This window comes from Tardiphaga sp. 172_B4_N1_3, from assembly GCF_052076035.1.
Classification (GTDB): domain Bacteria; phylum Pseudomonadota; class Alphaproteobacteria; order Rhizobiales; family Xanthobacteraceae; genus Tardiphaga; species Tardiphaga robiniae.
In genome coordinates this window covers 392091-405958 of the sequence record NZ_CP197238.1, presented here as the reverse complement: position 1 = coordinate 405958, position 13868 = coordinate 392091, and the positions used below count along the sequence as shown (strand labels likewise).

3 protein-coding genes are annotated in these 13868 nt (G+C 63.0%); 1 reads left to right on the top strand and 2 read right to left on the bottom strand.

All coding sequences use genetic code 11. The features are described from left to right. The first annotated feature begins 14 nt into the window (after window positions 1–14). Complete coding sequence (gene nadC, locus AB7783_RS01760; RefSeq protein ID WP_441276645.1) at window positions 15–881, top strand: carboxylating nicotinate-nucleotide diphosphorylase; 867 nt, start codon at window positions 15–17, stop codon at window positions 879–881. 234 nt (window positions 882–1115) lie between these two features. On the opposite strand, the gene AB7783_RS01755 is transcribed toward nadC, so the two are convergent. Together AB7783_RS01755 and AB7783_RS01750 are read right to left on the bottom strand one after the other, a co-directional pair. Then, window positions 1116–12527: a filamentous haemagglutinin family protein gene (locus AB7783_RS01755; protein WP_441276644.1), complete on the bottom strand. Its 11412-nt coding sequence runs from the start codon at window positions 12525–12527 to the stop codon at window positions 1116–1118. A 317-nt stretch (window positions 12528–12844) separates the two neighbouring features. Next, window positions 12845–13861 carry a FecR family protein gene (locus AB7783_RS01750; RefSeq protein WP_441276643.1) on the bottom strand — a complete coding sequence of 339 codons (1017 nt, stop codon included), beginning with the start codon at window positions 13859–13861 and terminating at the stop codon, window positions 12845–12847. Window positions 13862–13868: the final 7 nt, after the last annotated feature.

The window sequence follows — 13868 nt, the reverse complement described above, 5'->3', positions numbered from 1 at the left end:
CCCAAAGGATCGCCATGACGCCCTCACCGCTCCCCCATGTCATGATCGAGCCATTGGTTCGCATGGCGTTGCTTGAAGATCTCGGACGAGCCGGCGATCTCACGACCGATGCAATCGTGCCAGCCGACCGACGCGCCACGACACTTCTTGTTGCGCGCCAGCCCGGCGTGGTGGCCGGGCTCGACCTCGCTCGACTCGCCTTTCAACTGATCGATCCCGCGATCGAGGTGCATGTCGAGCGCAACGACGGTGCAGCCCTGTCGCCCGGCGACGTGATCGCCACGATCACCGGCCCCGCGCGAGGTATTTTGACCGCCGAACGGGTTGCTTTGAATTTCCTGTGCCGCCTGAGCGGAATCGCGACGGCAACGGCGTCTGTGGTTGCAGCGGTCCGAGACTACCGGACGAAAATTGTTTGCACGCGCAAGACAACGCCAGGGCTGCGCGCCATCGAAAAATATGCGATCCGCGTTGGCGGTGGCAGCAATCACCGGTTCGGCCTCGACGATGCCGTGCTCATCAAGGACAATCACGTCGCCGTTGCCGGCAGCGTAACCGAGGCGTTGAAGCGGACAAAAGCCGGTGTCGGCCACCTGGTCAAGATCGAACTCGAAGTCGATACGCTCGATCAGTTGCGCGAGGCGCTCGATCACGGTGTAGACGCCGTGCTTCTCGACAATATGGCTCCAGCGACGCTCACGGAAGCTGTCGCGATGGTCGCAGGCCGGGCGCTCACCGAAGCCTCCGGCCGCATTACGCCCACGACAGCGCCACACATCGCTGCTACCGGAGTCGATCTGATCTCAATCGGCTGGCTCACCCATAGCGTCGGCGTTCTCGACATCGGGCTCGATTTCAAACGGGACGATTTGAAGATGTGAGTGAGGTTATTGATTTTGTTGCGGTCAAACTCAGTATCAATAGAAAGCCTCAGCAACTATCCCGATTACGACTTTGTACCAGTCTGTGGGCGAGCACAAACCACCTATACCGATATTCGCTGATGGTGGCGATCTGAAAAGCCTTCAGAGGGGTTACCGATCTATCAACGGCCTATTGGACGAGCGGCCCGATTGGGGACACTCGTCCAGGTCCGTTGCTCGCGAAGTGGGGCGTCATTCCTCGATCAGTTGTCGTCGCTGTTCGCCGTTCAGCGGGCCGGCTCCCACATACTGCACCGCGCTGTTCGGATTATAGCTTCGTCGATCCCGCAGCGCGCGGCCTCCGTCCTCTTCCTGGCGAGTTGAACCGCCGTCTCCCCCGTAGCCAAGCACCTCGACGATGATGACGGAAGTCTGCTGGGCTTTACCGGGCTGCGTTACATCCTTCGCCGCGTCGGTAGCTGCTTTGCTTGCGTCGCCGCCCTCGAGCTTCAAGGGAGTGATCGAACTTTCTTTCGGAGGCAAACCTTTGATCTCACCAGAGACCTGGAAGTTGTTTGCGTTCAGCACAAAGAGGGCCGCAATATTGAGGTTACCGCTAACCCGCACGCCGGCGTCGCCGGCATTGACCGTGCCCTGCGGCGCGATCAGGTTGACGTCACCTTCCTCGACGCCCGTGAAGCCGACGATCGTGCCGATGCCGCTGCCTGAAATATCGGCCTTCTCAAGCACTGTCGTCACCGCATTGACGTCGGTCTGGATCTCCGGCGCCGACGGCACGCGTGTCGTCTTGGCGCCGCGCCCGGCATCGATGTCACCCAGCGTCGACCAGATCGTCTCATCGCCGCCGGCGAAGGTCAGGATGCGCGAGCGGTTTACAACGACATTGTTGCGGGTGAAGATGTTGATGTCGCCATAGCCGAGAGTGACCAGGCCGTAGCCGGCGCCTGCGTCCGTCCCCAGCGCCGCAACCTGCAAACCGCCACCCGGCGTCAGCACCTCGATGTCGCCACCGGCCATGGTACGGAACAGCCCATTGCCGATCGTCACGTCACCCTTCCAGTCTTGGCCAGGAAACAATGTATCGATCGCCGCATAGCCGCGGTTATAACCTTGGTTGCGCGGCTGACCATCTTCGCCGGGCGATTTCTGGTCTGACCCCGCCTCCCGCAACTCCTGCATATAGACCTGACGCAGGAAGCGTTCTTGCGTGAATTGCGGCAGCGTCCGGAACCGCGTCCAGGCGCCGAGCGGTGTCAGCTTTTCACCAGTAATCTCCTCAACAAAGGAGGCGAGGCCATTGCGTACGGTCTTCACCGTACCGCTCTTGCGGGTCTCGGAGGCGTCGGTGAGATACAGCGGCACCACCGTGCCATCGGGCAGCGTCGTCTTGAGATAGTCCGGCATCGCGGCGACATTGGCCGGATCGAGGTAGGCCGCCATGAACGCTGCATAGGACGGCTGCTTGCCGTTCAATCCGGCCATCACCGTAATCGCCGCACCCTCGTCGGGAAGACCCGCGACCTTGGTACCGGGAATGACGCGGTTGTTGGTGTCGTAGCCCTGATTTCCACGGCTGTAGAGCGCAAGATCAGTGCCATAGACATCGCGTCCCGCCGAGAGCACGAGCGCGCCCGGCCCCAGGATCTCGGCCTGCCCGCCATAGCGCCCGCCGAGCATGGATGAGGTGTACGGATTGGTGCCGCCGATGATATCGTTGCCCGCTTCGAGCAAGGAGACGTCCGTCGCTCGAATATTGCGCAGCGCATAGTCGATGTTGCGGATATCCATGCCTGCCCGGAACCACGTTGCCTCGTTCGTTACGATGGCCGGCGGCGTCCCGCCCCCTTGCACAGGTCGCGGTGAGCCCATGATCGACCCGGACAGCGCATAGATGCGACTAGGTTCGTAGTCGTTCTCATTCGGCAGGTGTTCGGGATTACGCAGGCCGTAGAGATGCAACTGGTGACCGGACAGATTGCTTGGGGGAGCGATGATGTCGTTGTAGAGAACGGTGTGGAAATCATACCAGTTCGGTAACTGGATCAGTGAACCGTCGCCCCCTACCGGCTCAAACGGAGACGGGATCATGGCCGGCGTCGCCCGGGACATGAGGATTGCCCCTGGATAGACGTCGTTTCCAGCCAGGATTCGCAGCTCCGGGCGACTACCTGGTAGAGTGTAGATCACACCGGCGTTGGCGACAGAGCCATTCAGCGCCGTGATGCGAACCCTGGACGGATAGAGGTTTCCGGCGAGACTGTTCACCTTGGAATAGTAACGTGCGGCGGTCGGGGAGGCCACCCAGTCCACATCCTTCGACAGATAGTCGACCTGACCGACAATCATGACATCGCCGCCGGTCGAGGTGAGGCTCAGCGCGGTGCGATCAGTCTGGCCGCTCATATAGGCCAATTCGCTGGCCTCGCCCTTGCCGACCAGCAACGGATCGAGCAGGGTTTGCAATGTGAGATCCCCGGCCGTGTGCACATCAAGCGTTGCGTCGCCGAGAGACAGGATAGGTGCGATCGCATAGGTCGTCAGCTGGTTCTGCCCAATGCGGACGTTGACCGACCGGCCAAAATCGAATTCAGCCGCTTCGATCGTACCGGCGCCGCGCCCGACATAGTAATAGCCGGCGCGGATCGCCCCGCCTGCCTCGATTGACATCGATCCACCATTGCGCAGCTCTAGCAGCTTACGCTCGTCGACAGAGCGCCCGCCGCGCACGCGGCCGTTGGTCGGAAGCGCGACCGTCAGATTGACCAGATCGCCGCCGGCGCTGACCGCGACATTTCCGCCGCCAAGCGCCCCGACACCGCGCTCGAAATTGCCGTAGTCGATCCACCAGGCACTTTGCCTGGCCGGCTGGTTACCCAATGCAGAATGCCTGTAGGGCCCAAATACGTAGGATGCATCGGTGGCGCCCTGCTTCTTCAGCCACTCGGCGTAGTGCTGCATCTGGGTGTGGTCGGCCGGAAGCGTCACCTCGATACTGCCGCCAGCCACGACCTGAAGATGCCCGCCTCCGACGCCGAATGTCGCGCTGTCGGGTGCGGTCGTGAAATCGTCGAGCCGTGCGAGATCCCGCCGGCCGGCGGTATAGATCGACGCCACGCCGTTCAGCCTAATGTCGCCGTTTGCGGCAACCGTGATGTCACCCGTTCCGGTGCGCACGGCCGTGATGGGCGTCATCGCGATCGTGGTCGTGCTGGGCTGAACCGACGAATAAAGGAGCGCGATGGCGCGCAGGTTGGGGAGAATCTGTGTCGTATAGAAATCGGCGAAGGTTGAGTACTTCGTTACGACATTGACCCGGCTGCTGGCCGTGATGAGCTTATAGTCGGTTACTCCCTTCGCTGCTGCGTAAGCCGTCCACAAGTTCATCAGATATGTGTAGCCCGCTTCGCCGGTCGTCCCCAGATTGATGACTGCGCTTGAATCGGCATTCAGGCGTGTGCCTGCCGCAGCCTCGAGGGTCGAGAGCCAGGACGTCGGGCTCACTGCGCCCGCTGCGTTCGGCTTCAAGAGAGCGCTGTAGCCCGGATCCACGTCCACGAGAGTTATGTCGGACACGGTCGTCCCGCCGCTGACATAGGAGATGGGCGATTGGGCACTCAGGATGATGCTGCCGGCGGCGCCGGCGGCGCGACGCGTCGGGTCGGCGCTCTGGCCCACCGGTGCTGCGCCGGCGACAAGAGTTTCGCTCCAGGACGTCGCGGCCACGGTGGTCCCGTCCGTCCTGGTGATTGAGGGCAACAGCACCGCAATGCCGAGCCCATTGGGTGATGCGGCGGCGGGCGTATTCGCTGCTGGATCGAAGGGGACCGCGGTACTCCCCGTCACCGGGGTCTGCGTCTTCAGAATGCCCTGCGTCGAGAAGTTGATGCCCGCATAGACGGCAGGAAGGGCCGTCAGCGCGTTGCTGTAGGCCGTAAGGTTGTTGCTCGTGTTGTTTCGCCCGCCGTTGAGAACGAGCGTCAGCGCCGAGCCCGTCGTTTTATTGAGTTCGATGTATCTGCTGTCCAGCGTATTGCCGAACTGGAAGAAGCCGTCGCTGATGCTGCCTTTGAGATCGATATTGCCTTCGGCACGCAATGTCAGCACGCCGGACTCGCCGCGGATGCTGCCGCCGGTGCGGTAGACCATCGTCGTGTAGTCGCGCAGGAGCCTGCCTTCCTGGCCCGCAACCACGTAAGCCTTACCCAATAGCGGGTCGATGGCCATGACGCCGGCCGCCATCGCGGCAGCCTGATCGACGGTGCCCGCGCCAAGGTTCCAGTTGGACTTGAGTACGATATCGCCGGCGTAATTGAGCTCCATCCCGGGGCGGGCGTGGAAGTTCGACTGGCTGGCTAGGCCGCCGAGACTGGCGTAAGCGGCGGAGATGTCAAAATCGCGCACGAACTCGACCAGCGTGCCGGCGCCGTAATCCGCCAGCACGTTGAGCTTGCCGGCGGCCGTGGCGGCAAGATCGAGCTCCGCCTGGCCGCTGCCGTTGATCTTCACACCGACGAAGTTGGGATTGCTTGCAAAGCTCGCGAGATCGAACTGCCTGAAGCCTTCGAGAACGATCTCGCGCGCGCCGGCAATGCTGCCGGCAAAGGCGACGTTCACAGTGTCGGCACCCGGCTGCACGATCACCGGCGCCCGCAGGGTGACCTTGCCGCCCTCGCCGCCCGCCACATCGATCAGGCCTCCCTGAACCGCAAGCGTGCCGCCCGAGATGCCGAGGGTCACGCGGCCGGAGCCGAGGTAATCCACGCTATCGGTCGCGCCTGCCCGCAGCACGGCGGCGCTGGTCATGGTGAGACCGTTGCCGCCATAGATGGCGATCGAGCCGCCGTAGCGGGCACGCGCATCGATCGAGCCGGCGACGGTCACGCGGCCATGGTCTGCTGCCAGCGTGAACGACTCCGTCACCGTCGTGCCGTCCAACGTGACGTCCCCGGTGCGGATGCGGAAGCCACGTGATCTGGAGAAGCCTGCCTCGTTCAGGCGCTCGTTCAGCGCCGCGAAGTTCGGCAGTTGCACGATGTCGAGCGAGAATGAGCCGCCACGTTGCCCGGCCGCCGCCTGCGCCTTGATCGTGCCGTCGAGCACCACCTGACTGCCATCCGATGTGATGGCGAGCGAACCTGCACCGCCGCCGCCCGGCTGCGCAGCGAAGTCGAGCACAGCACCAGTAGCCACCTGCACCGATCCGCCAACAGCCGTTAGCGCAATGCGCCCTGCATCTGTATATTCCGCGACGTCGAAGAATTGCTTGCCAAAGCCGCCAACATCGATCAGCGCGCCCGCCGTGAGGGTCACATCGCCATGCGTGGCGGTCAGCTCGACAGCGCCGCCCAAAGCGTTGGCGCGTCCGCCGAAGAGAATAGAACTGCCCGTCAAGCTCCAGCGTGCGCCGAGGCTGCCCTGGTCACGCGCCGGTATTGTCGTCCCATGCGCCGCAACGGTGAGCCCACCAGTCGTGGTCAGTGATTGCGCGGCGCCACCGCGGCCGGTCAGAAGCGGCGCGAACAGTGTCACTTCCGCATTGCCGGCATCGAGCGAGCCTTTGCCTTCGCCAACCATGCGTGTCGTACCGGTCAGCACCGCCGTATCGAATCCGCGCAGCGCCTTGGCACCCTGACCAAAAGCCAATTCCTCCGCGACGAGATTCAAGCGGCCATGACCGGCGCCGATCGGCTCGCTGAAGGTGCTCGTCGAATTCTCCAGCACCAGCCGGCCGGCGACAACATCGATAGTGCCCATGCCATAGCCGGCGAGAACTGCCGCATCGAATGTCACCGCACGCTGGCCGGACAAGTCCACTGCATTGTGGAAGTCGATGCTTGTATAGCTGCGCAGGACGAGATTCTCAGTGTTGCGCAGCATGGCCAACGCCGCCGGATCGAGCACCAGGCCGCTGCCGCCGCCAAAGCCGATGCGGCCGGACGCCACCGACAAGGTTGCGCCCGAAAGCTGCGCGCCAGGCCTCATATAGGTGTTGCGCGTAGCGTCAATCAGCAGGGCGTTGCCGCCCGCAAGCGTCGCACCCGCGCCGATTGTCACCACTCCGCCGGCAGCGAGGTCCACGTTCTCGCGGATTGCACGCACCGCGTCACCGTTGGACAGCCGGATCAGTGCCCCCCAATCCCGCGATGGCGCCGCGGAAGCGTCGCCCGCCACTTGCGGCGCCACCACGAGGTCGCCCGCTCCGCGCGGGGCTTCGCCGTTCGCGGCGATGACACTGCCAGCGCCGATGTCGATCGTCTCGCTCGCGGCCAGGATGATCTCCGGTCCCGTCAACGCCGAGCCGCTGCTGTTGCGCACGACGATGTCGTCGGCGGTCACGTCCACCCGCAAACCGCGCGTATCGCCGCTGCGCATGCCGCCAAGCAAGAGACTGCCGGCGCCAAAGTTCGACAGACTGGTGGCGTCGAGCACAAGATATCCGCTGGATCGCAGATCACCTGCATCCTGCTCCGCCCCGACGACTGCGATCTTCGCAGCTGCGATATCCACCAACCCGCCGCGGCCTGCCGCCTGCGAGCGCAATTGCCCGTTCAGGATCAGGTCCCGCGTCGCCTTGAACACCACCGCGCCACCATCCATGGGCAGTCTTGGCGTGACGATTTCCTTTCCGGTCAGGCGATACTGCGTCAGCTTGAATGCGTCGGAAGCAAAGAACGTATCGGCGAAAGCTTCGTTGTATTCGCTATATTTGCGGACGACGTCGCCCGACATCACGCGCCAGGACGACGGCAACTGATCGTGACTGCTGTCGAGCGCATTGCCGCGATAGCCTTTCACGATCGCGGAGCCGTCGGCCAGGTCCACGGATCCCCGAAGCGACGTGCCCTGTGAACCGCTCACCATCTGAACAGCGTATGCGTCCGGCAGCAGCGCGTAGCGTGCCGGCAAGAGCGTGTACCACCCCGCGGGGATACCATTGCCACCGTCGAGCCAGATGCGCTCACCGATCGCTGTCACCGGGCCCATTGCCGGCATGATCGCGTACATCCCCGGGCGCGCCAGCACATCATGCGAACCACCGGGGCCCGGTACATGCTCCCAAGCATGGAGATCGCCGCCGCCTCGGATATCGACAACCGATCCGGCCGCAAGATCGACACTCGGGGCCTCGAGCGTGATGCGCTTCTCCGGCGGGGTCGTGATAATCGTCGGCGAGCCGCTACCGGTGGGCAAGGTCCAGTTCTCATTGTTGCTGAGATTGCCATAAGGCAGCAACAGACCATCGCCGGTAACAGAAGTGACGCTTCCCGCGCCAAGGGTCAACTTGTCGGTGGCCTTCAGAACGATCTGACCAAAGGGGGCACGTAGCGTGCCGCCCTGCTCAATCACTGGCGCCTGCAGGGTCAAAGAGCCGCCCGCCGACAGCGCCACACCAGCGGCACCGTTCTGCTGCACGATGATCTTCTCGCTCGCCTTGATCGTCGCACTCGTTTGCGAGGCTGGATAGATTTGAGCAGCCCTCAAGACCAAAACGCCAGCCATGTCGAGCGACGCCGGCTGCGCCGCACTGTACGGGACGAGCTGAATATCGGTCGCTTCCAGCACCGCCTGCGCGAAGCCGCGGATGGCCGCCTGCTTCACGTCGATCACGGTGGCGGCGAGCGTCAGTGTGCCGTTCTGCGCTGGCGCGGCGGCAGATGTTCCGTACAGCGAAATGTAAGATGCCGACAGGCGCGCATCGGCGCCGTTGCCATTGACCAGCGCGCCGCTGATCGAGATCGAGCCCCCCATCGTGAGGTTGACACCGTCGAGCCGAACGTTACCGGCTGCAGTGAGAGTGAGATCGGCGAAACCGGACGATTGAAGAATGGACGGACGGAAGACCAACCCCGCTTGCGTGGCCGCGCTGTCAGACAGGATCAAGGACGCCGTGGAGGACAATGATACGGCACCGCCGCGCGCGCCGCTGCCGCCGGCCTGGCCGCGCCATGTTCCATCAATCACTCCCTGGCCCTTGACAGAAATGGAGCCGCCATTGCTGGCGAGTGTGACCGGCACGCTCCTGCGCGATCCGAGCGCCTCCCTCACCGGTACGTCGATTTCCCCGCTGGCGCCCGAGACGTCGATCATCGAACCCAATTCCAGTACGACAGAACTCGCATCCAAGGTCACAGAGCCGCCGCCGAGCACAGCGCCACCGCGCGCTCCCCGGCTATCCATTTCGATGACCGGCATACCGCTCGCCACGAGCGCAGCCGTGCTGGCGACGGTGACCATCCCCGACCCCGCCAAAACGTTGATCTTTCCGGCCAGCGCCTCAAGCCGGCCGTCGATCTTGATCGCGCCGCCGGCTGTACTACTCGGAACCGCGACGGTGATGCTGCCGCCGACATCGGTCGCAACCGTGGCCCCGGCTCCGATCGTCACATTGCGGCCCGTAAGCGAGAGCGACGTCGGCAAAAGGTCCGCGCGCTGCGACAACGGGAGCACGACAAGCGAGCCCATATCGGTAATCGATGTGCCCGAATCGAAGCGGGCGGTATCCGTCACCTCGACGCTGCGCGGGAGTTGCCTGATGGTGGCCCCGTCCGCAACGGTAATGTCGCCGCGCGACGTGACCTGAACCGAACGGAAACCAAGGTCGGAGTACAACGTCTCCGCCAGACGGACGGCGCCCACGGGCGCCGAAGCCGCGCCCCCGATCTGGAGGGACGAATTCGTGGTCACGGAAAGACTGCCGCCCGAGCCAGCCGCATAGCCACGCAGGTCGGCCTTCAAGAGTTCCGCAGCGTCGATGCCGGCAAAGGTGATCGTACCTGCGTCGCCCACTCGCAACTCGCGCTTGCCCTTCTGCAGTCTGTACCAGCCGCCGCCGGAGACATCGAGGACGGCGCCCGGCTCGAACCGCGCATTCATGACCTCGATGCTGCCGCCGCCGATAACCGGCGCCACTACCGTTGCAGCGTCCGCCCGTTGATTGATCCATTGACCGCTGACGTCGATGGAGGCGCCGGCGCCAAAATAGACGTTCTCCGCCTGATTGAGCTTGACGGTGCCGCCGGCAGCACGGATCGCTCCGTCGATCTTGAAGTTCTGGGTGTAGGCGTCCGTGGTGTTGGCTTGAACTATAAACGAGCTGCTTGGCGCCAACTCAAGCGTCGTGCCCTTCTCAAGCGTGAAGCTCTTCGAGACATAAAGTTCAGTCGTGCCGAAGCCCGCGGCAGCCAGCACATCGGAATCGAGATAGGTCGTGCGGCGCAGGAATGAGTCGTCAGGCGGCAAATTGATGCCGCTCGTGCCGCTATACCAGAAGGATGCGAGCGGCGACGTTGCGCTGAAGTCTGCCGGCAATTGGAGCGGGCTGTTCGATATGATCAGATTGGCCAGCAGCCACTGCCGATCGTCATCGCCCGTGCCGCCGAACTTCATGCTACCGGCCTGTGCCGGCTTGCCCGAGGCCGCCTGACGCTCGCCAACGACGACGCCACCCCAATAGCCGCCTTCGAGCACGACGCCTTCGGCCGCATGAAGTTGGATGGAGCCGGCGTTGCGGCCCTCCATGTAGCCGCGCTCGTAGCGAGCGCCCCCCCTGTCGAGCGGGCTCGTCCAGATCTCCGTGACACCCGCGCGGCCGTGCGAGCGGGTGAAGCCACCGGCGAACGCCACATAAGCCTGGTCTGGTCTTGCTTGTCCGATGTCGTAGACGCGCCCGTCAGCGCCGATCAGCTTGGTCGTTTTGATCCAGCCATCCGAATAGCGAACCGAGCCGCCCGAGACATCTAGGAGCGAGCCCGATCGCGTGATCAGTGAGCCGGCCGACTTCAGGGTGATAGAACCGCCCTGCGTCGATAGTTCGGCGATGGTCGTCTTACCCACGCCAAGCCATGCCGACACGTCGGCAAGCGGCGTTCCTTGCCAGGCTCCAGGAATGTCATTGCCGTTCTTGTCCTTCGCCCACCGCACGCCGGACATCAGGCCGTCGGAAAACGTCCCGCTTGCGCGCCGATCAACGTAGACCGTTTGTCCGCGCAGCCAGGAATCTCTGAAGAGCGGTGAATCGCGCAACTCGTTGATGCGCAACTCGGCTTGAACGACATTGCGCTCCATCGCGATCAAAATGTCTTGCAGTCCGGCAACGCTGAGATAGGCGTCCTCGCCGATATAGATGCGGCTGCCATCGCGCTTTCTCTCGCCGGTGACGGGATCGTCGGTAGCCCATCCATCTGTACTCGCCACCACGCTGATGGTGCCGGCAGGGACAATGACGTTCGCTTCACGCTCGATATTGATGAGATTGCCCCGCAATTCGACGCGGCCCGGGCTGTAGCGCGTGCCCGTCGATGTCAGCTCGATCTCGCTGGTGTCGGACAGATCCGGCATGGCCGCCGTCACGCTGCCCTGCGCCAATGTCACCGTGCCAGTCTTCCAAAACCATAAAATTCCAGCGGACGGATCGCAAAACGAGCTCGAATAACATCCCATGCCCTGACTAAAACCCTGCAAGCGGATCGAGCCGTCGCGGTTGTTGAGGGCAGTCAACGCCAGCAACGCGCCATTCTGCATGACATCGCGGGCGGTCAGGGTGATGTTGCCATGATCGGCCTGGGCGATGCCATTGTTCACCACGCGATAGCCAATAGAGGCGGCGCGCAGCTCCATCTCGGGAAGAATAATATTCCTTACGTCGGTACTGAAGGCATCGTTCTCAAGCGCCGCTTGGGCATAAGAAAACATCCAGCGCATCGGCGACGACGCCGCAACATCAAGGCCGCGAAAGGTGCTCTTGTTAGTAACAGGATCAGGCCATGCTGTACTGGTCCTGAGATAGATCTGCTCACCGGCGGCCATGATCACTTGACCCTCCGGCGCCAAAATCTGCCCCGAATTGACGACGTGCGGCGCGAACAGCATCGCCTTGCCACCACTCGCTGTCGTAATTTGCGCGCCGCCCTCCACCCGCACATCACCCGAAGCAGCGCCGATCACCGCTCCCGGTATCTGGGCGGGGTCGTAGATGGATCTGCCGTTTACGGGTGTCTGCTGCCCGAGATAGCCGAATTGCGGCATCGCGATGCTATTGCCGGACGCGTCGTTGAAAACATAAAGCTCCTTGTTGATGCCCGCCATGAACTGAGCATTGGAAAGGCTCAAGCTCGAAGCAACCAGCGTATTGACGTTGACCTGGCTCACGCCACCAAAGATGATGCCGTTGCGGTTGATCACATAGACCTGTCCCTCGGCTTTGATGGAGCCGAGGACCTGGCTCGGAGCGGCGCCGGAATCCACACGGTTCAGCGCGATCCAGTTCTTGGCATCGGCACCGCCGGCACGCTGGTCGAAATAAAGATCCGTCTCGCGGCCGACATTGAACTCCTTCCAGCTCAGGATCGCCTTCTGCTCGTTCTGCTTGACCGTGACCTGAGTGCGGCCACCATTTGCGGACTCAGTCGGCAAATTCGCGCCCTGCCACAATCCCGCACCGCCATCGGTCGCACCTGGTGTCGCGCCCGGCATCGCCACCAGACCACCGGCCTGCAGACCATTTTTCACCGTGTTCGGCGCGGTCCGTGCGAGATCACGGGCGGCCTGCTGCGCAGCCTGCATGGCCTGAAGAGACAGTGTCGCCCGCCTGAGCGAATTGCTCGCCTGCTGCGCAGCCTGCGAGGCTCCCTGTGCGGCCGCCATAGCTGCCGCCGACGGAGTTGGCGCCACCCCACCCAACGGACGGGAGAGCGCGTTGTCACTCGCCACAAAAAGCGCGACCGCGCTTACACCAGCGAACAGCACGGCGTGCTTCGACAGACGACGAACTGAAAAGGATCGCGGTGCGGCGTCAACAACGGGCAGAAACATGAATTGGCACTCTCTGGTCAATTGTCGGCCTTCACCCCCACGGCTTCAGCCAACCGTCGGACTTATCCGACGACCATAGACGAGTGAGCACCGGCAAGTGCGCAACGTACCGCGCCGATTTTTTCCAAACGAGCTCCGATCCGAACGGGTCAGCTCACGAGGACCACGCCGCCCGGAAGTGACACCACCCGCGCTCCGAATGTCGCTTTCAGCTGGGTGATCACCACCTCAAGCCGATCTAGCCGGAACTGCGCGGTGAAGCGCCTTTGCCCGAGCGCCTCATTCACCAGAATGATCCGGCCCGGCCGGTAGCGATTGATTTCTTCGACAACCCGCGCTAGCGGCTCGTTCTGAAACAACAGCTCTCCTTCGCGCCACGCAGTCACCGTAACGGGATCGACACTCTGGACGTGACCCAAATTGCGATCGTCATAGACGACCTGTTGCCTCTTCTTCAGTGTCGCAGAACGTCCTTCCTGCTGGACATCAACAAAGCCTTCAAGGCATGTCACACAGGTCTCGGAGCCATTGTGACGGATACTGAACTGGGCATCGTCGGCCCGAGCCCGGCCGTTGCCTGCAATCACTTCAACGGGCCTGGATCGTGTCGCGAATGCGGCCTCTCCCCCGATCAACTCGATCTGATCGCCTCCGTCGCTCGCAGCCCGGACGTTGAGGCTGGTTCGGGTATTCATGTCCACCGATGCGCGCTCCGCAAGCGCGATATGGCGACGTTCGCCCGTCACGGTCCGGTAGTCGGCAGCGAACTCGCCAGCTGATGGCCACAGTCCCATCGGCGGGCGAATGACCATGACAGCTGCCCCAGCCGCCGATAAGCCGAGAGCGCCGACCAAAAATGCGCGACGTCCAATCTGCATGCGCGTTCTGGCATCCGCTCCTGTGCCCATGGGACGCCCGGTTTGTGCAACATTCTCGATGGCCGTCCCCAACACGCGCCATCGCCCGCTCACCTGGGCAAAGGCCTCGGCATGGTGGGGGCTTTGTGCGCACCATACTCTCAGCGCCGCGACGTCTGCCTTGCTGGCGTGGCCCGACGTGATATGCAGGAGTTTGGTCCAGGCTTCGCGTCTCAGCGACTCAAGCTCGTCGTTTGAGCGGTCGGCAGCCATCATTGCTCCAGCGTTCTCATTGGCGAATGCGATCAAACTTGCG

Excerpts from the sequence above, each read along its gene's own strand:
- nadC (WP_441276645.1), top strand. The coding sequence starts at position 15 with ATGACGCCCTCACCGCTCCCCCATGTCATGATCGAGCCATTGGTTCGC.
- AB7783_RS01755 (WP_441276644.1), bottom strand. The coding sequence starts at position 12,527 with ATGGCGGCCGCACAGGGAGCCTCGCAGGCTGCGCAGCAGGCGAGCAAT.